The organism is Mesorhizobium sp. M0058, assembly GCF_040323095.1.
GTDB lineage: Bacteria > Pseudomonadota > Alphaproteobacteria > Rhizobiales > Rhizobiaceae > Mesorhizobium.
In genome coordinates, this window is sequence record NZ_JAMYUQ010000006.1 from 256,734 (window position 1) to 280,488 (window position 23,755).

22 protein-coding genes and 1 pseudogene are annotated in these 23,755 nt (G+C 61.9%); 15 read left to right on the top strand and 8 right to left on the bottom strand.

Features of this window, described 5'->3' with window-relative positions; genetic code table 11:
- Positions 1 to 8: 8 nt before the first annotated feature.
- Positions 9 to 530 carry a GNAT family N-acetyltransferase gene (locus tag NKJ75_RS12465; RefSeq protein WP_023833885.1) on the top strand — a complete coding sequence of 174 codons (522 nt, stop codon included), beginning with the start codon at positions 9 to 11 and terminating at the stop codon, positions 528 to 530.
- Here NKJ75_RS12465 and NKJ75_RS12470 read toward each other — a convergent pair.
- Positions 527 to 2,327: pseudogene (locus tag NKJ75_RS12470) on the bottom strand (NAD(P)-binding domain-containing protein). The gene NKJ75_RS12465 and the pseudogene NKJ75_RS12470 overlap by 4 nt on opposite strands.
- 138 nt (positions 2,328 to 2,465) lie before the next feature.
- Entirely contained in the window at positions 2,466 to 3,356 is an 891-nt protein-coding gene (locus NKJ75_RS12475) for a LysR family transcriptional regulator (protein WP_023744637.1), read from the bottom strand.
- A gap of 121 nt (positions 3,357 to 3,477) precedes the next feature.
- Here NKJ75_RS12475 and tmpA point away from each other — a divergent pair, with 121 nt between their 5' ends.
- From tmpA to NKJ75_RS12490, 3 genes are all read left to right on the top strand, one after another.
- Positions 3,478 to 4,629: a 2-trimethylaminoethylphosphonate dioxygenase gene (gene tmpA / locus NKJ75_RS12480; protein ID WP_023744638.1), complete on the top strand. Its 1,152-nt coding sequence runs from the start codon at positions 3,478 to 3,480 to the stop codon at positions 4,627 to 4,629.
- The gene (gene tmpB, locus NKJ75_RS12485; protein ID WP_023707197.1) at positions 4,626 to 5,210 is read left to right on the top strand and encodes a (R)-1-hydroxy-2-trimethylaminoethylphosphonate oxygenase; all 585 of its coding nucleotides are present in this window, start codon (positions 4,626 to 4,628) and stop codon (positions 5,208 to 5,210) included. The genes tmpA and tmpB overlap by 4 nt, the downstream gene beginning before the upstream one ends.
- A 395-nt stretch (positions 5,211 to 5,605) precedes the next feature.
- Entirely contained in the window at positions 5,606 to 6,034 is a 429-nt protein-coding gene (locus tag NKJ75_RS12490; protein WP_023731683.1) for a hypothetical protein, read from the top strand.
- A 49-nt stretch (positions 6,035 to 6,083) separates the two neighbouring features.
- Here the strand turns inward: NKJ75_RS12490 and NKJ75_RS12495 are convergent, their stop codons facing one another.
- The 3 genes from NKJ75_RS12495 to NKJ75_RS12505 all read right to left on the bottom strand — a co-directional run bounded on the left by NKJ75_RS12495 (position 6,084) and on the right by NKJ75_RS12505 (position 8,585).
- The gene (locus tag NKJ75_RS12495) at positions 6,084 to 6,731 is read right to left on the bottom strand and encodes a LuxR C-terminal-related transcriptional regulator (protein WP_023668347.1); all 648 of its coding nucleotides are present in this window, start codon (positions 6,729 to 6,731) and stop codon (positions 6,084 to 6,086) included.
- A complete protein-coding gene (locus NKJ75_RS12500; protein ID WP_023690914.1) occupies positions 6,728 to 8,119 on the bottom strand; it encodes a sensor histidine kinase in 1,392 nt (463 codons plus the stop codon). Before NKJ75_RS12500 ends, NKJ75_RS12495 begins: the two co-directional genes overlap by 4 nt.
- Positions 8,120 to 8,282: 163 nt before the next feature.
- Positions 8,283 to 8,585 (bottom strand): DUF1236 domain-containing protein, encoded by a 303-nt coding sequence (locus tag NKJ75_RS12505; protein WP_023731684.1) that lies wholly within the window; start codon positions 8,583 to 8,585, stop codon positions 8,283 to 8,285.
- A 586-nt stretch (positions 8,586 to 9,171) separates the two neighbouring features.
- Here NKJ75_RS12505 and NKJ75_RS12510 point away from each other — a divergent pair.
- The 3 genes from NKJ75_RS12510 to ilvN all read left to right on the top strand — a co-directional run bounded on the left by NKJ75_RS12510 (position 9,172) and on the right by ilvN (position 12,907).
- On the top strand, positions 9,172 to 10,125 hold the full coding sequence (locus NKJ75_RS12510; RefSeq protein WP_502903863.1) for a DUF1236 domain-containing protein: 954 nt from the start codon (positions 9,172 to 9,174) through the stop codon (positions 10,123 to 10,125).
- 331 nt (positions 10,126 to 10,456) lie between these two features.
- On the top strand, positions 10,457 to 12,253 hold the full coding sequence (locus NKJ75_RS12515; RefSeq protein ID WP_023668351.1) for an acetolactate synthase 3 large subunit: 1,797 nt from the start codon (positions 10,457 to 10,459) through the stop codon (positions 12,251 to 12,253).
- A gap of 81 nt (positions 12,254 to 12,334) precedes the next feature.
- Complete coding sequence (ilvN, locus tag NKJ75_RS12520) at positions 12,335 to 12,907, top strand: acetolactate synthase small subunit (RefSeq protein WP_023668352.1); 573 nt, start codon at positions 12,335 to 12,337, stop codon at positions 12,905 to 12,907.
- Between the two features lie 11 nt (positions 12,908 to 12,918).
- Here the strand turns inward: ilvN and NKJ75_RS12525 are convergent, their stop codons facing one another.
- The gene (locus NKJ75_RS12525; protein ID WP_023702997.1) at positions 12,919 to 13,299 is read right to left on the bottom strand and encodes a metalloregulator ArsR/SmtB family transcription factor; all 381 of its coding nucleotides are present in this window, start codon (positions 13,297 to 13,299) and stop codon (positions 12,919 to 12,921) included.
- A 156-nt stretch (positions 13,300 to 13,455) separates the two neighbouring features.
- Here NKJ75_RS12525 and NKJ75_RS12530 point away from each other — a divergent pair, with 156 nt between their 5' ends.
- The 7 genes from NKJ75_RS12530 to NKJ75_RS12560 all read left to right on the top strand — a co-directional run bounded on the left by NKJ75_RS12530 (position 13,456) and on the right by NKJ75_RS12560 (position 21,511).
- A complete protein-coding gene (locus NKJ75_RS12530; protein WP_023714739.1) occupies positions 13,456 to 14,412 on the top strand; it encodes an acyl-CoA desaturase in 957 nt (318 codons plus the stop codon).
- 123 nt (positions 14,413 to 14,535) lie between these two features.
- Positions 14,536 to 15,132, top strand: a complete 597-nt coding sequence (locus tag NKJ75_RS12535) for a LysE family translocator (protein ID WP_023688075.1) — start codon at positions 14,536 to 14,538, stop codon at positions 15,130 to 15,132.
- Positions 15,133 to 15,357: 225 nt separating this feature from the next.
- Positions 15,358 to 16,647, top strand: coding sequence for an efflux RND transporter periplasmic adaptor subunit (locus NKJ75_RS12540; protein WP_023805518.1), 1,290 nt, complete (start codon positions 15,358 to 15,360; stop codon positions 16,645 to 16,647).
- Positions 16,644 to 19,805 (top strand): efflux RND transporter permease subunit, encoded by a 3,162-nt coding sequence (locus NKJ75_RS12545; RefSeq protein WP_023707737.1) that lies wholly within the window; start codon positions 16,644 to 16,646, stop codon positions 19,803 to 19,805. Before NKJ75_RS12540 ends, NKJ75_RS12545 begins: the two co-directional genes overlap by 4 nt.
- A 65-nt stretch (positions 19,806 to 19,870) precedes the next feature.
- Positions 19,871 to 20,494 (top strand): nitrile hydratase subunit alpha, encoded by a 624-nt coding sequence (gene nthA / locus NKJ75_RS12550; RefSeq protein ID WP_352499735.1) that lies wholly within the window; start codon positions 19,871 to 19,873, stop codon positions 20,492 to 20,494.
- On the top strand, positions 20,491 to 21,150 hold the full coding sequence (gene nthB / locus NKJ75_RS12555) for a nitrile hydratase subunit beta (RefSeq protein WP_023690921.1): 660 nt from the start codon (positions 20,491 to 20,493) through the stop codon (positions 21,148 to 21,150). The genes nthA and nthB overlap by 4 nt, the downstream gene beginning before the upstream one ends.
- The gene (locus tag NKJ75_RS12560; protein WP_023714737.1) at positions 21,137 to 21,511 is read left to right on the top strand and encodes a nitrile hydratase accessory protein; all 375 of its coding nucleotides are present in this window, start codon (positions 21,137 to 21,139) and stop codon (positions 21,509 to 21,511) included. The genes nthB and NKJ75_RS12560 overlap by 14 nt, the downstream gene beginning before the upstream one ends.
- A 41-nt stretch (positions 21,512 to 21,552) precedes the next feature.
- Here NKJ75_RS12560 and NKJ75_RS12565 read toward each other — a convergent pair whose 3' ends face one another.
- A complete protein-coding gene (locus tag NKJ75_RS12565) occupies positions 21,553 to 21,855 on the bottom strand; it encodes a hypothetical protein (protein ID WP_023714736.1) in 303 nt (100 codons plus the stop codon).
- Between the two features lie 241 nt (positions 21,856 to 22,096).
- Between NKJ75_RS12565 and NKJ75_RS12570 the strand changes: the two genes are divergently transcribed.
- Complete coding sequence (locus tag NKJ75_RS12570; RefSeq protein WP_023668361.1) at positions 22,097 to 23,224, top strand: ATP-dependent DNA helicase; 1,128 nt, start codon at positions 22,097 to 22,099, stop codon at positions 23,222 to 23,224.
- Between the two features lie 34 nt (positions 23,225 to 23,258).
- On the opposite strand, the gene NKJ75_RS12575 is transcribed toward NKJ75_RS12570, so the two are convergent.
- Positions 23,259 to 23,678: a SpoIIAA family protein gene (locus tag NKJ75_RS12575; protein WP_023690925.1), complete on the bottom strand. Its 420-nt coding sequence runs from the start codon at positions 23,676 to 23,678 to the stop codon at positions 23,259 to 23,261.
- Between the last annotated feature and the right edge of the window lie 77 nt (positions 23,679 to 23,755).

The window sequence follows — 23,755 nt, forward strand, 5'->3', positions numbered from 1 at the left end:
GTGCCGGCATGAGTTCCATCGAAATCAGGTCGCTGACTGCTGAAACGCGCGGCATGCTGGCCGACCTCCTGATCGAGACGGTGGCGGCCGGCGGCTCCGTCAGCTTCATGCATCCCTTATCCAGGCAATCGGCGGAGGCCTTCTGGGGCAACTCGTTGGTGGCAGCAGAGAGAGGTGAAAGAGCGGTGCTGGGTGCATGGAAGGGCGAGGTTCTGGTCGGCACCGTGACCGTGCTGCTCGACTTTCCTGATAATCAGCCGCACCGGGCCGAGATCGCCAAGCTGATGACCCGCGTCGAACACCGCGGCAAACGCATAGCGAGCCGGCTGATGCGGGCGGCCGAAACGCTCGCCGTCGAGAAAGGCCGCACGCTTCTGGTGCTGGACACCGCAACCGAGGAGGGCGCTTCCGGCCTTTACGAAAAACTCGGCTTCACGCTCACTGGCGAAATACCGGACTTTGCCTTGAAACCCCATGGCGGGCTGACCGGCACGCTCATCTACTGGAAGCGCATCGGCGGCGCTACCTAACCCTTGTGATGAACCTCTTGCAGCGCGTAGACCGGCGTCGCGATGCCTTCCATGCGCGCCTTCAGCTGCAGCGCCAGGAACTGGGAATAGTGGCGTGACTGGTGCAAATTGCCGCCATGGAACCACAGCGCCTCCTGCTGCGTCGGCTTCCACATGTTGCGCAGCTCGCCTTCCCAGGGGCCTGGGTCCTTGGTGGTGTTGGAGCCGAGGCCCCAGCATTTGCCGACCTTGTCTGCGACCTCCCGTGAGATCAAATCGGCCGCCCAGCCATTCATCGAGCCATAGCCGGTGGCGTAGACGATGAGATCGGCCGGCAGTTCCGATCCATCGCTGAGCAGGACCGAATGCTCCTTGATCTCCTTCACGTCGACACCGCTTTTCAGCTTGATCGACCCGTCGATGATCAGGTCGGACGCCGACATCGATGTAATAGCCCGAGCCGCGCCGCAGATATTTCATGAACAGGCCGGAGCCGTCATCGCCCCAGTCAAGCATGAAGCCGGCCTTTTCCAGGCCCTTGTAGAATTTGTCGTCGCGCTTCTTCATCTCGGCATAGGCCGGGATCTGGAATTCGTGCAGGATCTTGTAGGGCAGGGAGGCGAAGACGAGGTCAGCCTTGGCGGTGGTCATGCCGCTCGCGACCGCCTTTTCCGAATAGAGCGAGCCCAGCCCGATCTCCATCAGCGTGTCGGACTTGACGATATGCGTGGTCGAGCGCTGCACCATGGTGACATCAGCGCCGGCTTCCCAAAGGGCTGCGGCGATGTCGTGGGCGGAGTTGTTCGAGCCGATGACGACGGCTTGTCTGCCGACATAGGCATCGGGTCCCGGATGCTTCGAGGAGTGATGCTGGTCGCCCTTGAATGTGTCCATGCCCTTGAAGTTCGGCATGTTGGCCTTGCCGGATTGCCCCGTGGCCAGCACCAATTGTTTCGGCTTCAGCGTGATGTCCTTGCCGTCGCGGCGCACCACCACCGTCCATTCCTTCTTCCCTTCGTCATAGACAGCGCTCATGGCCTCGGTCGACGACCAGTAGTTCAGCTCCATTACCTTGGCGTACATTTCCAGCCAGTCGCCGATCTTGTCCTTGGGCGCGAAGACCGGCCAGTTCCTGGGAAAGTCGATATAGGGCAGATGGTCGTACCAGACCGGATCGTGCAGGCAGAGCGATTTGTAGCGCTTGCGCCAGCTGTCGCCGGCCCGTTCGTTCTTCTCGACGATGACGGTCGGCACGCCGAGCTGCCGCAGCCGCGCGCCGAGCGCGATGCCGCCCTGGCCGCCGCCAATGATGAGCGTATAGGGCTGCGTCTTGAAGCCGAGCTCGGCGGCTTCCTTCTCGCGCTCCTCCTTCCAGGTCGGGCGGTTCTTGCCATGGCCGTGCTTGGCGCCGAGCGGGCGGTCGAAACCGGCCGGCTCCTCATGGCCCTTGAGCTCGACCATGGTGGTGAGCAGCGTCCAGATCTTGCCGTCCTTCAGCCGGATGTGGCCCAAGCCGCGCGCGACAGACGTTTCGAAACTGATCCAGCCGTCGAGCACGCCGTCGCTTTCCGTGGCATCCTCGCCCCTGGCGATCGCCCAGTTCGACGGTTTGGTCCTGGCCAACTGGCTGACCAGCATGTCGCGCACCTGATCGCGGCCTTCCATCGTCTTGATGTTCCAGGTGAAGGTGACGAGATCGCGCCAGTAACAATCCTCCTGGAAGCAGGCGACCGCCTTGTCGATGTCGCCGGCGGCGAGTGCCGCGCCGAAGCGATCGAGCAGGTCGGAAAGCTTCTTGTTGGGGGCCTTGTCGAGCATTGAATTTCCTCCGCGATTTTTCCTGGCCGCCCGTAGCGAGCGGAACCCTGCCGAAGCTTGACGTCCGGCCTGGCGCAGTATCGCGGCAAATTATGCGCCGCGTCACGTCGTCCAATAGTTTGCCGCGTATTCAGGGGCTTATCGGGAAATCGGGACGCCGAAGACCGTTGCGAACCAGCGGCGGACCGCTTCCTCGGCCGGGCTCAGATGCGCGCCCGAAGGTGCGGTCAGATAGTGGCCGGCACCGCTCGACAGCGTAAAGCCGGACAGGGTGACGAGAGATCCTTCGCGCAGTGCCGCGTCGGCCAACGGTCGCGATCCCAGCACCATGCCGGCGCCGTGCTTCGCCGCCTCCAGTGCGGTAACGAAACTGTCGAATTTGTGCGTCGGCCCCAGCGCCGGCTTCATCCGGGCGACGGCGAACCACTCGCCCCACATTTCCCGCGCGCCGACCACTGTAAGTCTCGGCAATCCTGTCCAATCCTTGGCCTTGGCGAGATGCGGCGACGCCATCGGCGTCAAGGTTTCGCGGGTCAGGCGGTCGGCCTGCCGTCCGGCAAAAGAGCCGGAGCCAATGCCGAATCGGATGTCGAGACCCACAAAGCGCTCGCCATAATCGGCCGGTGTGTGGATGGTCTCGATCTGCAGCTGGACGAAGGGCAGGTCCTTGGCCATTTGCGGCAGCTTCGGCGCGATCATCAGCACGGCAAACGAGATCGGCGAGCGTATCGTCACGCTCTGGACGGTCTTGGGTTCAAACAGCTCGCGCGTGCTGTTGGCGATCACGGCGAAGGCCGATTGCAGATGCGGCAGGTAGGCGGCACCCTCCGGCGTCAGTTCGACGCCGCGCGCCAGGCGGATGAACAGCGGCTGCTTCAACCGCTCTTCGAGAGAACGGATGTGCTGGCTGACCGCAGCCTGGGTCAGGCCAAGCTCGGCCGCGGCGGCGGTGAAATTCGACAGCCGAGCGGCGGCCTCGAAACTGCGCAGCCAGTCGAGCGGGGGCAAGGGCAGGGTTGTTTCAGTCATAAACCGTTTAGGGCCTTTGGCTGCAAAATGATAATTTGAGTTATGCCTTCGACATCATCACGATGCAACCGCAAACCCTGCGGAGTTGGCTGCGGGGCGCAGCGGACAGGAACGGATCCCCATGCTTAGCCAGGCGCTGATCGGCGACGAAGGAAGAACGATCGACCTCGGGTGGAAGGACGGCGCGCGCACTCGCTTTCACGCAGTGTGGTTGCGCGACAATGCGCTCGACGACAAGACGCGCAGCGCCGGCAACGGCCAGCGGCTGATCACCATTCTCGACATTCCCGCGCAGACATGGATCGGCGCAGCCGCGATCAAGGGCGATGCGCTTGAAGTCAGTTTCGAACCGGAGGGAAAGACGGTGCGCTTTCCTGCGGCATGGCTGAGCGCCAATGCCTATGACCGCGATGCCGCCCGACAGCCCGGCTGGACAGGCGAGGGCACCGTGCGATGGACCAGGGCCTCTATGCAGAATTCGGTGCCGCGCGCCGGCTATCTCGCTGCCAGCCGCGACCGCGCCGTCTTGCGGCAATGGCTGTCGGCGGTGAAGACCTACGGCTTCGCGGTGATGGACGATTTGCCGCCCGAATCCGGGGCGCTGTGCAAAGTGTCCGATCTGTTCGGCTATATCAGGGAGACCAATTACGGCCGATGGTTCGAGGTGCGCGCCGAGGTCAATCCAACCAATCTGGCCTACACCAATCTTGGCCTGCAGGCGCATACCGACAATCCCTATCGCGATCCGGTGCCGACCTTGCAGATCCTGTCCTGCATCGAAAACACCGTGGAGGGCGGCGAATCCAGCGTCGTCGATGGTTTTGCCGTGGCGGCCGCGCTGCAGGCCGAAAACCCCGAAGGCTTCCGGCTGTTGAGTTCATACCCGGCGCGTTTCGAATATGCGGGGTCGTCGGGCGTGCGATTGCAGGCCAAACGGCCGATGATCGAGCTCGGGCCGGATGGCGAACTCATCGCCATCCGTTTCAACAACCGCTCGCTGGCGCCGACCGTCGATGTGCCGTTCGCGGAGATGGAGGCCTACTACGCCGCCTATCGCCGGATTGCCGAACTGATCGAGGATCCTTCCTTCGAAGTCACCTTCAGGCTCGAGGCAGGCCAGGCCTTCATCGTCGACAACACCCGCGTCATGCATGCCCGCAAGCAATTCTCCGGCGCCGGCAAGCGCTGGCTGCAGGGCTGCTACGCCGACAAGGATGGCCTTTTGTCGACGCTGTCGGCGATCGAACACAGCTTCAAGGAGGCTGCGGAATGAGCGGCCAGGATTTGAACGCGGGCAACATCGTCGAATTCATCGCCGATATTTTCGAACGCCGAGGGGCGGAATCCTATCTCGGCGAACCCGTCACCATGTCGGAGCACATGTTGCAGGGCGCCTGGTTCGCCGAAAAGGACGGCGCGCCCGATGTGCTGGTGGCGGCAGCACTGCTGCACGATATCGGCCACTACACCAGCGAGTTCGGCACCTATTCGCCCGACGATGTCGAGGACAAGCATCATGACGAAGCCGGCGGCGAGGTGCTGGCGCCGTTCTTTCCACCGGTGATCGTCGAATGCGTCAGGCTGCATGTCGCGGCCAAGCGCTACCTCTGCGCTACCGACCCGACCTATTTCGGCAGGCTGTCGCAGGCCTCGGTCCACACGCTGTCGCTGCAAGGCGGGCCGATGAATGCCGAAGAGGTGGCCGAGTTCCGCAAGAACCCGTTCCACGAGGAAGCGGTTCGGGTCCGCATCTGGGACGAGGCCGGCAAGATCGCCAACATGAAGACCCGGGCATTTCGCGACTACATGCCGCTGCTGCAACGGGTTGTCCGCGACTTCGCCAATCGCGCCTGATCATAATCCGGGGAAGGAACGGCATGTGCTACCGCTTCGACGGCGAGCATGCGCAAACCGTATGCCGCCGCAGACTTGCCGCGAGCGTCTGCGTGCGCAGGCGCTCGCGCCTCGCTGCCGATCCCTACCGGTGACGAGCCTTGTCACCGCGGATTTTATTGCGACATCCGTCGGCGCGGCCCAAGATCAGTAGGTCAGACTTCGGTGTATATTTGACTCAGACGAAGGTCTGAGAATCGAGCTGCAAGCACGAAAGGAGAGTTTCCTCAGCGTTTGTGAGCCGCAATTTTGGGCTGTTCATTCTTGAATACCGTGACACATCATGATGTGATGGTGGCATGAATGGAGAAAGGCAGCCCCTGTTTTCATCCGTGCGTCGCCGGGCGTACTTTAGCTTGCGCGTATTCGCGGCGGTTGCGGTGACGATGCCGGTGCTTGGTCTGCGGTTGAGCCATGTCGACGGTTACAAGATCGAATTCGCCGCTGCCAGCGCCAAGAGCGGAAACAATGGCAATGGTAACGGTGGTGGCAACGGTAGTGGTAACGGTAATGGCTCAGGCGGCAACGCCGGGAATGGCAACGCCAACGGAAAGGGAAAAAATGGTGCCGGCGACAACGCCGCCGGTAGCCAAGCTCCCAGTAGCCAAGTCAATGCCGCTGGCGACACGGTGACGGTACAGGGCGCCAAAATCCAGGTCGTGCATCGCGATGGATTCAGCGAAAGCATCGAGGCCGGCCGCTTCACTATGAAGGATCCGCTTGGAAGGACAATTGTCGAACGCGCCGTAAGGGCCTCCGACATTGCTCGTCTGAAAGGGCTGTAACTGTTGGTTCGCCAACCAGCATCCGACCTTCAGACAAGCCCCGATCTCCCTATACAAGACCCGTTTTGGGCGCGTGCATAAGAATGGCTGCTTCGGTGCGGTTTCGCACCTTTAGCTTTTGAAATATCCGAGTCATGTGGTGTTTTACCGTTTTCTCCTGCAGGTTGAGACGTTTGGCGACTTCTTTATTGCTCAGTCCTTCGCCTACCAAGGAGATTATCCCAAGCTCGCGTCCCGAGAGATTGGCAACGAGATCGGTAGTGCGCTTTTCCGGCCGGATCAGTTCATTCAAAAGCTGCGCTGACAGGGTCGGCGAAACATATTTTTTTCCTGCGGCTATATAAGTCAGCACCTCGGCCAGCGATGCCGCCCCAATCCCTTTCAGCACATATCCGCGTACGCCCAGCCTGAGCGCCGTTGCCAAATCGGCGTTCGCCTCCGAGACGGTGAGCATGACGATCTTGCAGTCAGGCTGAGTTGCAAGAATATTTTCCGCTGCCGCCAGACCCCCTCCCGGCAAACTGATGTCTAGCAGCAATATGTCGGGATTTGCCAAGGCCGCAAGCTGTTCGGCATCCGTCGCGGTTTCGCCCGCACCAACGACTTCGAAGCCGCCGATTTCGGCGAGGCTGCGAGCCACACCCTCGCGAAACAGCGGATGATCATCAACAATGGCAATCCTTATGGGAGCGGTCATTTCTGGTCCTCGATGTTGAGCGTTATGGTCAGCCGGGTCCCCCTGGGGCTCGAAAAGGTCTCGAAGTGACCTCCGATACTTTCGATACGTTCCCTCATACCGGCGAGTCCAAGTCCTTCACACGATCCCGACTGGAATCCAGGGCCGTGATCAAGCACTTGAATGAGGAGCTTGCCCTGCGTCACTCTCGCCTTGACAGCCTGCCCCTTGCCCAGACCGTGTCGCCAGGCATTGTTCAGCCCCTCCTGCGCGAAGCGAAAGATGCTTATTTTCTCGGACGTCCCCAGGTCGGGCAGGCGAGATGGCAGTGAAAGCGATACGGAGGAGGCCGTCCGGCGTTCATGTTCGGCAACCGCAAGCCGCAATATCTCCGCGACTGTCGAAGCTTCGATCTGTGGCAGCACGAGGCCGGTGCAGATGGCGCGGATCTCCCGCATCGCCTCGTCCAACGTATGATGGATATCGGCGATCTCGGTCTTCCGGTGGCTTGGGGATGCGGCGGGATCGAGCAGCAGAGGGCTGTCCATGCGCAGCGCAGCCAGTGCGACCAGCTGAGCTGGACCGTCATGCAAATCAGACCCGATGCGACGCAAGTAACGCTCGTTGATTGCCGTTGCGCGGCGCGACGCCTGCTGGACGCGCTCCCGCAAAGCGGAATTCTGCTCCAAAAGCAACTGAAGTTCGGCCACTTGTGTCTCAAGCGCTGAACGCTGCGTTTCGATAGTGCTGCTGCCGCGAAGCACGATTCCCGAGAGCATCGCCAAGGCGACCGCGGTCGCGCCAGCCACGAGCAGCCAGCTCGACCATAGTGCCGAGTTTAAAGTGCCCTGAAGATCGTCGGCTATCTCGTAGAACTCGGAAACGGCCACAACATCGCCCGACCACGGCTCTCGAACCGGATTGTAGATCTCGAGCAGCGAGGCGGTGGGGCTCTTCCGTTCCTTCCTTTCATTTTCGTCCAGATCATTGAATTGCGCCACCACGTTTCCACCGAACGCATGCAGCAAGTTCGCATTTGGCTCGAAGGTCTGGCCGATAAGAGCCGCGTCTTTGGCGTACAGCACCTTGCCATCACGCCGCCAAAGCACGAATGACGCCAGTTTTTTGCCGAGAGCACCCTGGTCCAGGGTTTCATCGAGCGCCCGTTTAACGGTGTCGCTGAGCTGCTGGCTTTTGCGCATATCCGGCAGGATTGGCGCGATGACACTGTCGACGTAAAGCGCGGTCGTGCTTGCAGAGTTGCGGATCACTCCATCTCGTATTTGCGAGGTGACCCATAGGCCGACGACCAGCATCAGCGACAGCAGCCCAATGCTTCCGACTATGATGAACTGCCAAGCCAACGATAGCCTGTTCCAGTTTTGATAGAGACTATCAATGTAGCGCACGTCTCAACCGACCCCGCGACTTTGGCCGCGCCAAAATGCCTAAGCCATCCTACATCTAGAACGGTCGATGGTGCGAGCAAGCGCTAGGTTGAATTGCCGGGGAAACCGCAATTTCAGGGCATGATCCCACCGCCACCCGCGGGGAACGGCGGTGGGATCAGCGTTACTGTATGATCTTGACGATCTTCCGCGTGCCGGGGTCGACCAGCACGGTTCGCCCGTCGACCACAACGTAGCGATACTTGACGCTCGGCACTTCATGCAGTTCCACCGTGTCGGGAATGGCGGTCCCCACGTTCAATTCGACACCTGGAATCTTCACCGACGCAAGGGGCTGCTTTTTCACGTATTCGCGCACAACCGTTTCCTGCTCCGGCGCGATGATGACGTCTTGAGCGGCAACTACGCCCGCGCTCGCGAGCAGCAAGAATCCGGCAATTGCGGTCGACTGGTACATGGTCGTCATGATTCTCTCCTTCATCAACGCTCATGCATCTTGCGCGAGCTCGATTCCGATACGGTGGTTGTTGGTGAGGTTGATGCACACCGCAAGCCGAACGGGCTTTTCGCGGCTGCGTTCCCGCGTGGGGCTTCGGTCCGGGCGTCATCGGGCCAATGGACTATAGGGAGAGGGACCAAAGTCTGGTGCCAGGCTGTAGAGGTCCTAGAGCCTCCTCAGGGCGGAACACAGGGTTCTCGGCATCGTTGAGATCAGCACTTGTGGGAGGCGTTAATGGACAACAGCGTCCATCAGGCACGATGGTTGCTCTTGCCTGTTTCGGGGTAGCCATCCTGGTCATGACGACGGGAGTACTTCTAAGCTTGTGAGGCTGGTGTCATCGCTATGGGATCACAAGCTCAGAAAAAAGCAAAAATCTTGCGTTGCATTAATTTTTTGATGCAATTTGTAGCTGATTGTTGGCAAAACTCTGCCTACATTTATTGGTCTTCTTAGAAGCCCGATTTTATTCGCAAAATGCGGAACAAAGTATTTTTGACAGAGTTGGCTAGGCTGAGGGACCGACTCTTTAAGGAGAAAGCAGATGAAACATGTGTTGATCACGAGCATGATTGCGCTTGGCGTCGGGTGCGGCGCCGCGATCGCCCAGACCCAGGCTGTGCAGCCGAGCGGCGGCGACAACTGCGCCGCCGGCGCGGCCGATTGCCAGAAGGGCGGCAAGGCCGGCGAACAGGCGCAAGGCAAGATGAAGTCACAGACCGATCAGAATGCACAGGGCCAGGCTGGCGCCACGACCGATCAGCAGGCTCAGGGCAAAGCCAAGCTCAAGACGGATGAACAGGCACAGGGCAAGGCCGGGACCAGTACCGAGCAGAATGCTCAGGGTCAGGCCGGCGCCACGACCGATCAGCAGGCTCAGGGCAAGGCCAAGCTCAAGACGGATGAACAGGCCCAGGGCAAGGCCGGGACCAGCACCGAGCAGAATGCTCAGGGCCAGACCGGCACCAGCACCGAGAAGCAGGCTCAGGGCAAGGCCAAGCTCAAGACGGATGAACAGGCCCAAGGCAAGGCCGGGACCAGCACCGAGCAGAACGCTCAGGGCCAGACCGGCACCAGCACCGAGAAGCAGGCTCAGGGCAAAGCCGGGACCAGCACCGAGCAGAACGCTCAGGGCCAGACCGGCACCAGCACGGACCAGCAGGCCCAGGGCAAGGCCGGGACCACCACCGAGCAGAACGCTCAGGGCAACACAAACGTCCAGACCGACCAGGGCAATACGGCCTCGATCAACAACGTGACAGTCGAGCAGAAGACGCAGGTCACGCAGATCATCCACGAGACCAGGGTTGAGCCGGTGAAGAACGTCGACTTCGACATTTCGGTCGGCATCGAGGTGCCGCGGCACAAAGTGCGCCTGCACCGTCTGCCGGCGCGCATTGTCAAGATCGTCCCGGCTTACGAATCCTATGAGTACTTCGTGCTGGCCGACGGGCGCATCGTCATCGTCGACCCGGACACGTACAAGATCGTGCTGATCCTGACGTGACACGGCAGTGGCTCTTGTTCCCGGCGCGGTGCGATTGAGGGGTATCGTATGCGCCGCGGTGGCCCGCCGACCAGAGGCGGCGGGCCACTTGCTTTGTCTTTCGCATCGCGCGTTTTTCCCGTTGACACCTTGCCTTTCACCCTCGTAGTGTCCGCCACGATGAAAAAGGCACTCATTCTCGTAGGAAAGCGCGTGGGCAAGGCGGTGTAACCGCCGGGCGAAAACCTCCCATGCGCAACACACAGGCTCCCATCGGGGGCCTTTTTTATTGCCCGAAACACGACTAAACGACCAGCAATCGCCTCATGGCTAGAAGTACGGGACCAGACCGATGAGCAACGGACAGAACGAACGGCGCGAAATGCCAAACAGGGAAATGACTGGCGCCGAAATGGTGGTGCAGGCGCTGAAGGACAATGGCGTCAAGCATGTCTTCGGCTATCCCGGCGGCGCGGTGCTTCCGATCTATGACGAAATCTTCCAGCAGGACGAGGTCGAGCACATCCTCGTCCGCCACGAGCAAGGCGCAGGGCATGCGGCCGAAGGCTATGCCCGCTCGACCGGCAAGGCCGGCGTCATGCTGGTGACCTCCGGCCCGGGCGCCACCAATGCGGTGACGCCGCTGCAGGATGCGCTGATGGATTCGATCCCGCTGGTCTGCCTGACCGGGCAGGTGCCGACTTCGCTGATCGGCTCCGACGCGTTCCAGGAGTGCGACACGGTCGGCATCACGCGCCCCTGCACCAAGCACAACTGGCTGGTGAAGGACGTCAACGAATTGGCCGCCACCATCCATGAGGCCTTCCATGTCGCGACGACCGGCCGCCCCGGCCCGGTGGTGGTCGACATTCCGAAGGATGTGCAGTTCGCCAAAGGCATCTATGTGCCGCCGCAGGCGGCGCCGCGCACCAGCTACCAGCCGAAGGTCCAGGGCGACCTGGAAAAGATCAAGGCCGCCGTCGAACTGATGGCCAGCGCCAAGAAGCCGATCATCTATTCGGGCGGCGGCGTCATCAACTCCGGTCCGGAGGCCAGCCATCTTCTGCGCGAACTGGTCGACCTCACCGGCTTCCCGATCACCTCGACGCTGATGGGCCTCGGCGCGTATCCGGCATCGGGCAAGAACTGGATGGGCATGCTGGGCATGCACGGCACTTATGAAGCCAATATGGCGATGCATGATTGCGACGTGATGATCTGCATCGGCGCGCGCTTCGACGACCGCATCACCGGACGGCTGACCGCCTTCTCGCCCAACTCGAAGAAGATCCACATCGACATCGATCCATCGTCGATCAACAAGAACGTGCACACGGAAGTGCCCATCATCGGCGATGTCGGCCGGGTGCTGGAGGACATGGTGCGGCTGTGGCGGGCGAGCGCCAAGGCCGACAAGAAGGCGCTCCATCCCTGGTGGGAGCAGATCGCCAAATGGCGCGCGCGTGACTCGCTCGCGTTCAAGATGAACCACGATGTGATCATGCCGCAATATGCCATCCAGCGGCTCTACGAACTGACCAAGGACATGGACACCTACATCACCACCGAGGTCGGCCAGCACCAGATGTGGGCGGCGCAGCACTATCATTTCGAGAAGCCGAACCGCTGGATGACGTCGGGCGGGTTGGGCACGATGGGCTACGGTCTGCCGGCTGCGCTCGGCGTGCAGATCGCGCACCCGGATGCGCTGGTCATCGACATCGCAGGCGATGCCTCGGTGCAGATGACGATGCAGGAGATGAGCGCGGCGGTGCAGCACAATGCGCCGATCAAGATCTTCATCCTCAACAACCAGTATATGGGCATGGTGCGCCAGTGGCAGCAGCTGCTGCACGGCAACCGTCTGTCGCATTCCTACACCGAAGCGATGCCCGACTTCGTCAAGCTGGCCGACGCATATGGCGGCCATGGCATTCGCTGCGAGAAGCCGGACGAGCTGGACGATGCGATCAAGGAGATGATCGCGGTGAAGAAGCCGGTGCTGTTCGATTGCCGGGTGGCGACGCTCGCCAACTGCTTCCCGATGATCCCGTCGGGCAAGGCGCATAATGAAATGCTCCTGCCCGACGAGGCGACCGACGAAGCCGTGGCCAACGCCATCGACGCCAAGGGCAGGGAACTGGTCTAGGTCCAAGCCGGGGCAGGGCTGTCGCGAGAAGCCGTGCGCAAACAGAGAATTAGCTCAAAGTCTGAAATCGAGATTCATGTCATGAACGCACAGCTTCAACCGACCGGCTCCGCCTATTTCATCGCCAAGGAAACGGAAAAGCCGGAGAACCACACGCTCTCCGTGCTGGTCGACAATGAGCCCGGTGTGCTTGCCCGGGTCATCGGCCTCTTTTCCGGCCGCGGTTATAACATCGAGAGCCTCACCGTCTCCGAGACCGAACACGAGAAGCACCTGTCGCGCATCACCATCGTGACGCGCGGCACGCCGCATGTGCTGGAGCAGATCAAGCACCAGCTCGAACGCATCGTACCGGTGCATCGCGTCGTCGATCTCACCGTGCGCTCGCACGAGTTCGGCCAGGAGCGGCCGCTGGAACGCGAGTTGGCGCTGGTCAAGGTCGCCGGCACCGGCGAAGCCCGCGTCGAGGCGCTGCGTCTGGCGGACGCTTTTCGCGCTTCGGTCATCGACGCCAACACCGAGCACTTCATCTTCGAGATTACCGGCAAGGGTTCGAAGCTCGACCAGTTCATCGCCATCATGAAGCCGCTCGGCCTGGTCGAGATCTGCCGCACCGGCGTGGCGGCGATGAACCGCGGCCCGCAAGGGATGTAGTCTCAGTCCAACTATTTTACCGGCTTGGGATCGACCTTGCCGCTCGCCAGATTCTTACTCTCCCTTTTGATCGGGCGCGATACCGGACAGACGTCCTGGACGAAGCCGTTCAGCGTGTTAACCAGATTGTTCTGGACCAGCGAGTAGCGGATGAATTGTCCCTGCCGCTCCCTGGCGATGAGGCCGGCCGTCTCCAGGATGCTCAGATGCTGCGAGATCGACGGCTTCGACATGTCGAAGCGCGCCGCGATCTCGCCCGCGGTCAGCGAGGAGTGGGCGAGATAGGCGAGGATCTTGCGCCTCGGCTGCGATGACAGCGCCTCGAACACGCGCTGTATGGCGCTGCTTGCCCCGATAGCCGTGTCGCCATCCGCTGCATTGTCTTCGATCACCGCCTGCCTCTGTCGTTTCGCTTCCGGTATTTAGTCTATTGCCTAAATACCTAAATCGGAATAGTAGATAGTTAGCTTATTGCCTAAATAAGCGCCGGCGCGCCGGAAGGCAAGGCTCTTTGGTCCGGAAATGTTTCCTGCAGAGGAGGGGTACCGATGAAGACCATATCCACAGGCAGAATGATCTCGCAGCCCTTGAGCGATGCCGAAGATGGCGAGGTCGTCTGGATGCCGGCCAAGTCGATCTGGGTCGGTGCGATGACGCTGATTGCGTTGGTGTTCGGGCCGCTGACCTTCAGCTGGAGCGCTTTCGCCCTGTTCGTAGCGACGACGGCGGTGACGATCTGCGCCGGACACTCGGTCGGCATGCATCGCCTGCTCATCCATCGCTCGTTCAAGGTTCACATCTGGCTCAAACACGCGCTGGTCTATCTCGGCACGCTCGTCGGCATGGCCGGTCCGTTCGGCATGATCTATGCGCATGACATACGAGACTGGGCGCAGCGCCAGACGGCTTGTCACGACCTGCACGCCCACCGCCGGCCTTTCTTCACCGACGCTTTCTGGCAAATGCATTGCGCCGTAGCGTTGCGCAATCCGCCTGACTTCGTCATCGAGCCGTCGATCAGAAACGACCGCTTCTACAAATTCGTCGAGCGGACCTGGATGCTGCAGCAACTGCCGTGGGCGATCCTTTTCTTGCTCCTCGGCGGGTGGAGCTGGGTGGTCTGGGGCATTGCGGTGCGTATCTCCGTGTCGCTGACCGGGCATTGGCTGGTCGGGCATTTCGCACATCGCAGCGGGCAGCAGGGCTGGCGCGTCGATGGCGTTGCCGTGCAGGGCTACAACCTGCCGCGTTTCGGCCTGGTGACCTTTGGCGAGAGTTTCCACGGCAATCACCATGCTTTTCCCGAATCCGCAAAGCTCGGCCTGGAACGCGGGCAGATCGATCTCGGCTGGCTCTTCATCCGCATCCTGGCTGCCCTCGGCCTCGCGCATGGCGTGAAGCTTCCCGGGAACACGCCGAGGCGCAAAGGCCTGCGGCGTGTGGCTGGCCGTCAGGAGGCCGCCGCCGCTCCCAGCCTGTTGTCGGCGCGGGCCCACGGCAGGTAGACTGTGCCGGCCTGGCTGGCTCGGGATAGGCGGATCACGGCGGAGCGCTTTGGACCAATGGAATGAGGTTGCGTCCAGCGCTCTGTCGATTTAAGTCAGCATTGCTGACCTTTGTGAGCCGTCATGACCCTCGACGCTTTCCTTGCCCTTTTGGTCTACGCCTTCGTGACCTCGATCACGCCGGGGCCGAACAACCTCATGCTCTTGGCGTCGGGCGTGAATTTCGGCCTGGTCAGAACCATCCCGCATATGCTGGGCATCAGCATGGGTTTCCTGGTGCTGTTGCTTGCTGTCGGCTTTGGCCTGGGCGCGGTGCTTACGGCGTTTCCGGCCTTGCACACCGGATTGAAGATCGCCGGCGCTGCCTATCTGCTCTATCTCGCCTGGAAGATCGCCATGTCGCGCTCGCTGTCCAGCAAGGGTGAGACGGAGGCACGGCCGATGCGGTTCATCGAGGCAGCCGCATTCCAGTGGGTCAATGCGAAAGCCTGGGTGATGGCGATCACCGCCATGGCCGTCTACTCCAATCCGGACCACCCGTTCCTGTCGGTGGCGCTGATCGCGATCGCCTTCACCGTCGTCAACCTGCCGAGCGTCTCGATGTGGGCCGGTTTCGGCACAGCGCTGCGCGGGTTCCTGTCGGATCCGGTGCGGCTGAAATGGTTCAACATCGCCATGGGCGTGCTCTTGGCGGCGACGCTCTGGCCGATGCTGAAATAGACGCATCCCGCCTGAGATCTCAACCGCATCCTGGCTGGTTTTCCGACTGCTGAGCCGGCTGCATAGTCATTGTGCAGTGCACATTAAATCTTCGTAATGCCGTGTTTTGGCCCTTTTCCGACAAATGTGCGTCCTATCTACTTCGGCGAGATCGCGGCAAGGCGCCGTGATTGCGTAGAATGAGACCACCGGGTTCGGCGTGTCGGATCATAGGGCTTTTAGTCGATGCGCGGTAAAGTCGTTCTGGCGGTGGTGGTGGCAGCGGCCTGTGTCGCCGCGGCATGGGTCTATTTTTCGCCGGCGGCGATGAGCAGTCTGCAGCAGATGCTGCCGGGCGCCAGGCAGACGGCAGCGGCGGACAAGCCGGCTGGATCGGACAAGGCTTCGGCCGACAAGGCAGGGGGCAAATCCGGCGCCGGCGGCAATGCCGCCCGTTCGGCCTCGATCGTCTCGGCCACCGCGACAACGGCCGATTTTCCGATCCGCCGTTACGCCATCGGCTTCGTGTCGTCGCCGGCCGTGGTCAACATCAACGCCCGCGTGTCCAGCCAGATCGTATCGATCGACGTCAGGGACGGCCAGATGGTGAAGGCCGGCGACCTGCTGTTCTCGCTCGACGACAGGGCGCTCAAGGCGCAGCTTGCCAAGGATCAGGCGACGCTCGCCAAGGACCAGGCGCTGCTAACCAGTTCGGGCTCCGACCTTCAGCGCGCCAAGGATCTCGTCGCCAAGCAGGCCGGCACGCAGCAGACTTACGATCAGGCGGTGGCGGCGCAAAAGGCTGCCGCGGCGACGGTCGATGCCGACAAGGCGACGATCGACGCCGACAATGTCCAGCTCGGCTTTGCCAGCATCAAGGCGCCGATTGCCGGCCGGCTGGGCGCGGTCAACGTTTCGGTCGGTGACCTCGTCACCTTGAGCAACGGCAACTCGAGCACGGCCACGCCGCTGGTGACGATCACCGAGATGGATCCGCTGCAAGTCAACTTCAACCTGCCGGAGAGCAACCTGGCGCTGCTGCACAAGGCGCTGGCCAACCCGCAGCAAGGCGCGGTGACGCTGACCAAGGATGGCGATCCGACGCCGATCGGCAACGGCACGCTCGACTTCGTCGATTCCAGCGTCGACACCGCGTCCGGCACCATCGCGACACGGGCGAGCATTCCCAACGCCGATCTTTCACTGTGGCCCGGCCAATATGTGAATGTCGTGCTCGACGCCGGCATCATGCCGCAGATGACATCCATCCCGACCGTTGCCGTGCAGCCCAGCCAAAAGGGACCGTTCGTCTATGTCGTCAAGCCCGACAACACGGTCGAGATGCGACCGGTGCAGGTGGCGCTGACCGAAGGCGAAAACAGCGCCATCAGCGAGGGCGTCAAATCAGGCGAGAAGGTGGTGGTCGAGGGCCAGACCAGGCTGAAGGACGGCGCCGCCATTCACGAAGGCAAGGCGGCCGGCGGTGATCAAGCTGCTCCCAAGGTCGCCGAGGCCGGCAAGGCGGCTGCCCAATGATTTCCGAATTCTGCATACGCAGGCCTGTCGCCACGCTGCTGATGTCGTTCGCCCTCGTGCTGGGCGGGCTGTTCGCCTACAAGTTCCTGCCGGTGGCGGCGCTGCCGAGCGCCGAATTCCCGGTCGTCAACGTCTCGGCCACCCTGGCCGGCGCTTCGCCCGAAACCATGGCCACTTCGGTGGCGACGCCGCTGATCAAGCAGTTCGCCACCATTGCCGGCATCGATTCGATCTCGACCAGCAATTCGCTGGGACGCACCTCGATCGCCATCCAGTTCGTGCTCAACAGGGATATCGACGCTGCCGCCGCCGATGTGCAGGCAGCGATCGCGCGCACGCAGCGCCAGCTGCCGCCCGAGATGACGGCGCCGCCGAGCTATCGCAAGGTCAATCCGGCCGACGCGCCGATCCTTTTGATGTCGCTGGTCAGCGACACGGTTCCGCTCACCGACCTCGACGCCTTCGCCGAAAACGTCATCTCGCCCTCGCTGTCGACCATCGACGGCGTGGCGCAGGTGTCGATCTTCGGCCAGCAGAAATATGCGGTGCGCGTGCAGATCGATCCGACCGCACTTGCCGCGCGCGGCATTTCGATCGATCAGCTGCAGACGGCGATCGCCTCGGCCAACTCAAACACGCCGCTTGGCGTGTTGCAGAACGACAAGCAGCAGCTGACCATCACGGCCAATACGCAGCTCACCGATGCCGCCGGGTTCTCCAACCTCATCATCGCCACCAAGAACGGCCATCCGGTGCGGCTGGGCGAGGTGACCCGCGTCATCGACTCGGTCGAGACCACGACGACTGCAAGCTGGTATGACGGCACGCGCGCCATCATCCTGGCGGTGCAGCGCCAGCCCGACGCCAACACCGTCGACGTCGTCGACAAGGTCAAGGCGATGCTGCCGTCGTTCAGGGATCAGATGCCGGCCGCAGCCGACATAAAGCTGCTCAACGACCGCTCGACCTCGATCCGCCAGGCCGTCGACGACGTCCAGTTCACGCTGCTTCTGACCATCGCTTTGGTGGTGATGGTGATCTTCGTCTTCCTGCGCCGGGTGACTGCAACCATCATTCCGGCCGTGGCGGTGCCGATCTCGTTGATCGCGACGCTCGGCGCCATGTTCCTGTTCGGCTTCTCCATCGACAACATCTCGCTGATGGGCCTGACGCTCGCAGTCGGCCTCGTCGTCGACGACGCCATCGTCATGCTGGAAAACATCTTTCGCCACATGGAGGAGGACGGTCTCTCGGCCTTCGATGCCTCGCTGAAGGGCGCGCGCGAAATCGGCTTCACCATCATCTCGATCTCGATCTCGCTGGTGGCGGTGTTCATCCCCGTGCTTCTAATGGGCGGCGTCATCGGCCGCATCTTCAACGAATTCGCCGTCGTGGTGACGGTCGCCATCCTGGCTTCGATGTTCGTGTCGCTGACACTGACGCCAATGCTGTGTTCGCGCTTGCTGTCGGTGACCAAGGCCGATCGCGACAAGCATGCCCCCGGCCACAAGCAGGATATCGTCACCCGCGGCTATGACCGGCTTTTGACCTTCTGCCTGCGCCACACTTTTCTGGTGTTCCTCGTCTTCGCCGGCACGGCGGCAGGGTCGGTCTGGCTGATCGAGGTCTCGCCGAAAGGCTTTTTCCCGCAAGAGGATATCGGCCAGATCTCGGTTACGACGATCGCCAGGCAGGACATCTCCTACGACGCCATGGTCAAGCTGCAGAACCAGGCGGCAAGTGTCTTCTCGCATTCGCCCTATGTCTCGCATGTCGCCTGGTCAGCCGGCGGCGGCAACAATGCGCTGAACCAGGGCCAGCTCTATGTGCAGCTGAAGGACAAGAGCCAGCGCCCCGACATCGACAAGGTGCTCTCGGATCTGCGGCGGCAACTGGCCACTGTGCCGGGGATCGATGCCTATATGCAGCCGGTGCAGAACCTGCGGCTTGGCGCGCGTTCTTCCGCCAGCGCCTACCAGCTCGTCGTTCAGGGCCTCGATACCGGCTTGACCGACACATGGGCGCAAAAGCTCGACGATGCGATGGCGGCCGATCATGCGAATTTCACCGACGTCACCAGCGATTTGCAGAACAATTCATTGCAGGCGACGCTGGTGGTCGATCGCGACAAGGCGGCCTCGCTCGGCATCGACACCGACACGCTGCGCTCCAGTCTCTATGGCGGCTTCGGCACGGAGCAGGTCTCGACGATCTTCGGCTCGGCCGACAGCTACGAAGTCATCATGGAGCTCGATCCCAACATCGAATGGTCGCCCGAGCGCATGCTGGCCATCCAGGTCAGGACGGCAAGCGGCAGCCTGGTGCCGCTCGGCGCCTTTGCCCGCGTCGACCGCACCGCCGGCGCGCTGACGGTCAACCAGCTCGGCCAGCTGCCGGCGGTGACCATCTCCTACAACCTGCCGCAAGGCGTGGCGCTGGGCGACAGCACGGCCCGCATCGCCGCGCTGAAGGAGCAGATCGGCATGCCGCCGGCGATTTCGACCAGCTTTGCCGGCACCGCCAAGACCTTCCAGGATTCGCTGGCCAATCAGGGCCTGCTGATCGGCGGCGCCGTTCTGACCATCTATATCGTACTCGGCATCCTCTATGAGAGCTTTATCCATCCGCTGACCATTCTGACCGGCCTGCCTTCGGCGGTGCTGGGCGCGGTGGTCGCGCTGCGCTTTGCCGGCATGGACCTGTCGGTGATCGCGGTGATCGGCATCCTGATGCTGATCGGCATCGTCAAGAAGAACGGCATCATGATGGTCGACGTCGCGCTGGAGCTGCGACGAGAAGGCATGTCGGCCAAGGAATCCATACACAAGGCGTGCCTGATGCGTTTCAGGCCGATCATGATGACGACGTTGGCGGCGCTGATGGGCACGTTCCCGATCGCGCTCGGCACCGGCGCCAGTGCTGAGCTGCGCCAGCCGCTCGGTGTCGCGGTGGTTGGCGGTCTCCTGGCGTCGCAGGCGCTGACGCTGTTCGTCACCCCTGTCATCTATGTCTATTTCGAGAATTTCTCCGGCTGGCTGGTGAGCTTCTTCTCTTGGAAAAAGAACAGGCCGGAGCTGCATGCGGTCGAGAGCGGCGAGCAGGCCTCGCTGTTCGCTCCCGAGGATCGGCTCGAGCCGCAAAGGGCCGCCGCCGAATAGGCGATAGCCCGTGGCCCAAGCTGTCATGCTTGCGGCCGCGTGCCGCCGATCCTAATCTGAGGGTCATGTCCCATGATCATGACCACGACAATGAGCTCGACCCATTTGCGGCGCGCGTGCGCGCGCTGGAGACCATCCTCACCGAAAAAGGCCTGATCGATCCGGCGGCGATCGACGTCATCGCCGACACCTACGAGACCAAGATCGGGCCGCGCAACGGCGCCAGGGCGGTGGCGAAAGCCTGGAGCGATCCGGCCTTTGCCGAGTGGCTGAAGCGCGACGCGACTGCGGCGATCACCTCGCTGGGCTACACCGGCCGCCAGGGCGAGCACATGCAGGCGGTGTTCAACACGGACGAGACGCACAACCTCGTCGTCTGCACGCTGTGCTCCTGCTATCCGTGGTCGGTGCTCGGCCTGCCGCCGGTCTGGTACAAGGCGCCGCCCTATCGCTCGCGCGCCGTGATCGATCCGCGCGGCGTGCTGGAGGAGTTCGGGCTGACCTTGCCGGCGGAGAAAAACATCCGCGTCTGGGATTCGACTGCCGAACTGCGCTATCTCGTGGTGCCGATGCGGCCTGACGGTACCGAAGGCTGGAGTGAGGACCAACTCGCCGAACTGGTCAGCCGCGATGCGATGATCGGCACGGCGGTGGCCAAAGAACCCGGGACAAAGAAGGTACCGGCATGAACGGGCCGCAGGATCTCGGTGGGCAGATGGGTTTCGGGCCGGTCGCGCCCGAAAAGGACGAACCGTATTTTCATGCGGATTGGGAGAGGCGGGCGCTCGGCGTGACGCTGACTGCCGGCGCCATGGGCGCGTGGAACATCGACGAGAGCCGGCACGCCAGGGAATCGCTGCATCCGGCCGTCTATTATTCCTCAAGCTACTACCAGATATGGATCAAAGCGCTCGAGGTGCTGCTGAAGCGCCATGGCTTCGTCAGCGAGCGCGATCTGACGGAAGGTCGGGCGGTCGATCCGGCGGCGACGCCCAAAAGGGTGTTGAAGGCCGAAAACGTTCCGGCGGTGCTGGCCAAGGGCAGTCCCTGCGACCGGCCGGTCGAGACGGCGCCGCGCTTCAAGGCCGGCGACCCGGTGCGGACAAGGAATTTCAATCCCACCGCCCACACGAGGCTGCCGCGTTATGCGCGCGGCAAGCACGGAGTTGTCGAGGCCGTGCGTGACGGTTTTGTGTTCCCCGACAGCAACGCGCATGGCAACGGTGAAAACCCGCAATGGGTCTATACCGTGGTCTTCGATGGCTCGGAAATCTGGGGCGAGGGCGCCGACCCGACGCTGACCGTCTCGATCGATGCCTGGGAGAGCTATCTTGAGCCGGCCTGAAGGTGCATTGCCGGCGGGTCTGGACGAACCGGTATTCGCAGAACCCTGGCAGGCCGAAGCCTTCGCCATGACGGTGGCGCTGCATGACAAGGGCCTGTTTTCGTGGAGCGAATGGGCCGATGCGCTGTCGGCGCAAGTGAAGAAGCCGGGCGCCGCAAGCGACGGCCACGACTACTACGAGCATTGGCTGGCTGCGCTGGAGACGCTGCTGGAGGCCAAGGGCGTCGCGGGAAAAAGTGACGTCGACACGCTCGCCGCCGCCTGGGAACGCGCCGCGCATGCAACCCCGCACGGCAAGCCGATTTTGTTGGAGAACGATCCCGGGCCGACCAGAGGTAGCGGCGGCGGCGCGAACATATAGTCCGCCTGTGGTTGGTGTTTGAAATCTGGCGGCCGATGCAACTAATTTTCGACGACCATGCCTTCGTCGTCCCCATAGACAAACGCCTCAACGACGGCGAAGCGGCCACGGTTTTTGGAAATGGCGACGAAGTCGTTGTCAGCCAAGTGGAGGATCACTTGCTCGTCGCTGATGGTAACACGTTCTATGGTTCTGGCATTTTCGTCACTCAGACAGGCCGTGACCTCGGTATATATCGCGAACCCTGCGTCATCCGACAAGGAGACAACGATGCCATAACCAGGTTCGCCGATTTCGATCTTCTTTATCGACTTTCCGATCAGCCTGTCTGCGAACGACCTCATCAATATCCTCGCTTATAGGTGTCTGCGCCGATCTGCATCTCGATCATGTCCGTGATAGTGGCATTGCCCGATCTAGGTTCAAATGCCTGAATTCAAATCGTTCGTTATCCGCTTGCATGTTCACTTTACGTTCGCATTTGCGCCTGCTAGTTTGTCCCGTTGAAGGTGAGGCAATCCCATCGTTTTAAGCGGTGTTAGCACCAAGCTTGTCTTTCTCTCGCGAATCCGGTCTGTCGAACCGATGGAATTCTCCCCCCAACAGGACGAGGCTCTGAAAGCGGTGGCGCGCTGGCTGAAAGAGGGCCGGCCGCAGGTCTTCCGGCTGTTCGGCTATGCCGGCACCGGCAAGACCACGCTGGCGCGCTATTTTGCCGAGCATGTCGACGGGCAGGTGCAGTTCGCCGCCTTCACCGGCAAGGCGGCGCAGGTGCTGCGTTCCAAGGGCGCGGTCAATGCTCGCACCATCCATTCGTTGATCTACCGGCCGAAGGGCGAGGAATCGGTGTCGGACGAGGTGACGGGCAAGACCTCGATGTCGCCGACCTTCTCGCTCAACCGGCAAAGCCCTATTTCACGGGCGAAGCTGGTGGTCATCGACGAATGCTCGATGGTCGACGAGCAGCTTGGCCGCGACCTTCTGAGTTTTGGCACGCCGATCCTGGTGCTTGGCGATCCGGCGCAGCTGCCGCCGATCTCGGGCGGCGGCTTTTTCACCGAGCATGAGCCGGATGTGCTCTTGACCGAAATCCACCGCCAGGCGCGCGACAATCCGATTATCCAGCTGGCGCTCGACGTGCGCGAGGGCCGCGAGTTCATGCGCGGCGACTACGGCACCGCGCAGGTCATCGGCAAGGAGGACGTCACCCAGGAGCTGGTGCTGAAGGCGGACCAGGTGTTGGTCGGCACCAACCGCACACGCCGCCGCTACAATCAGCGCCTGCGCGAGCTGAAGGGTTTCAATGCCGATTATCCGCAGGCCGGCGACAAGCTGGTCTGCCTGCGCAACGACCCCGCCAAGGGCCTGCTCAACGGTTCGCTGTGGAAGGTGATGACCTCGTCGCGCGAGACGGTGAAGCCGGGCATCAACCTTCTGGTCTCGCCCGAGGAGGACGATCCCGACCGCGGCGTCGCCAAGATCAAGCTGCTCAAGTCGGCTTTCGAGGATCCGGACGCCGATATCCCCTGGCAGCAGAAGAAGCGCTTTGACGATTTCGACTATGGCTACGCGCTGACCGTGCACAAGGCGCAGGGTTCGCAGTGGAACGACGTCGTGCTGTTCGACGAGAGCTGGGCGTTCAAGGAAACCCGCCAGCGCTGGCTTTATACCGCCATCACGCGGGCGGCAGAGCGGCTGACGATTGTTAGATAACTGGCGTTGGATAGCTGGCGTTAGATAGCCGGCGTCAGGTAGCAGCCGGCGCAGCAGGGCTGAGTGGCGTCGCACCCAGCCATTGCCAGGCATCCGCTTCGTCCTCGGCCGCGAAGTGCCTGAACTCGATGGGTGGCGAAGCCGGAAGGAAGTTCCGCGCATCCGCTATCCAGTCCGGCTCACCGATCGTCGCGCACCGGGCGATATGCTCTAGCGCATGAACCGTACCTTGTTTCAGCGTCTCGTCGTCCATATCGATCCAGTCGACGCCCTCATGGTCGACCAGCCGCACCAAGACGTCGATCCTCGGGTGCAGCGCGTAGGCAGCCTCCAGCAATCCGAACAGATTTTCGCCGTCGGCGGCCGATACATGGCCGACGACGTCGATGGCGAAAAGGTCCTCACGGTTGGTTTCGAGGCGGCGGATCGCGGGCACGGATTGGAGAAAATTCATTGGCTGGGTTCCCCCTTGCGAGCAGATGTCATCACTGGAACACCCGAAAGCCCCTGTCTGTTCCCATCAAAGGCAGT

What these genes read in the sequence shown, in the direction of transcription:
- NKJ75_RS12465 (WP_023833885.1), top strand. Translation starts at nt 9, where the DNA reads ATGAGTTCCATCGAAATCAGGTCGCTGACTGCTGAAACGCGCGGCATG.
- NKJ75_RS12475 (WP_023744637.1), bottom strand. Translation starts at nt 3,356, where the DNA reads ATGACTGAAACAACCCTGCCCTTGCCCCCGCTCGACTGGCTGCGCAGT.
- tmpA (WP_023744638.1), top strand. Translation starts at nt 3,478, where the DNA reads ATGCTTAGCCAGGCGCTGATCGGCGACGAAGGAAGAACGATCGACCTC.
- tmpB (WP_023707197.1), top strand. Translation starts at nt 4,626, where the DNA reads ATGAGCGGCCAGGATTTGAACGCGGGCAACATCGTCGAATTCATCGCC.
- NKJ75_RS12495 (WP_023668347.1), bottom strand. Translation starts at nt 6,731, where the DNA reads ATGACCGCTCCCATAAGGATTGCCATTGTTGATGATCATCCGCTGTTT.
- NKJ75_RS12505 (WP_023731684.1), bottom strand. Translation starts at nt 8,585, where the DNA reads ATGACGACCATGTACCAGTCGACCGCAATTGCCGGATTCTTGCTGCTC.
- NKJ75_RS12515 (WP_023668351.1), top strand. Translation starts at nt 10,457, where the DNA reads ATGAGCAACGGACAGAACGAACGGCGCGAAATGCCAAACAGGGAAATG.
- ilvN (WP_023668352.1), top strand. Translation starts at nt 12,335, where the DNA reads ATGAACGCACAGCTTCAACCGACCGGCTCCGCCTATTTCATCGCCAAG.
- NKJ75_RS12530 (WP_023714739.1), top strand. Translation starts at nt 13,456, where the DNA reads ATGAAGACCATATCCACAGGCAGAATGATCTCGCAGCCCTTGAGCGAT.
- NKJ75_RS12535 (WP_023688075.1), top strand. Translation starts at nt 14,536, where the DNA reads ATGACCCTCGACGCTTTCCTTGCCCTTTTGGTCTACGCCTTCGTGACC.
- NKJ75_RS12540 (WP_023805518.1), top strand. Translation starts at nt 15,358, where the DNA reads ATGCGCGGTAAAGTCGTTCTGGCGGTGGTGGTGGCAGCGGCCTGTGTC.
- NKJ75_RS12545 (WP_023707737.1), top strand. Translation starts at nt 16,644, where the DNA reads ATGATTTCCGAATTCTGCATACGCAGGCCTGTCGCCACGCTGCTGATG.
- nthA (WP_352499735.1), top strand. Translation starts at nt 19,871, where the DNA reads ATGTCCCATGATCATGACCACGACAATGAGCTCGACCCATTTGCGGCG.
- nthB (WP_023690921.1), top strand. Translation starts at nt 20,491, where the DNA reads ATGAACGGGCCGCAGGATCTCGGTGGGCAGATGGGTTTCGGGCCGGTC.
- NKJ75_RS12565 (WP_023714736.1), bottom strand. Translation starts at nt 21,855, where the DNA reads ATGAGGTCGTTCGCAGACAGGCTGATCGGAAAGTCGATAAAGAAGATC.
- NKJ75_RS12570 (WP_023668361.1), top strand. Translation starts at nt 22,097, where the DNA reads ATGGAATTCTCCCCCCAACAGGACGAGGCTCTGAAAGCGGTGGCGCGC.
- NKJ75_RS12575 (WP_023690925.1), bottom strand. Translation starts at nt 23,678, where the DNA reads ATGAATTTTCTCCAATCCGTGCCCGCGATCCGCCGCCTCGAAACCAAC.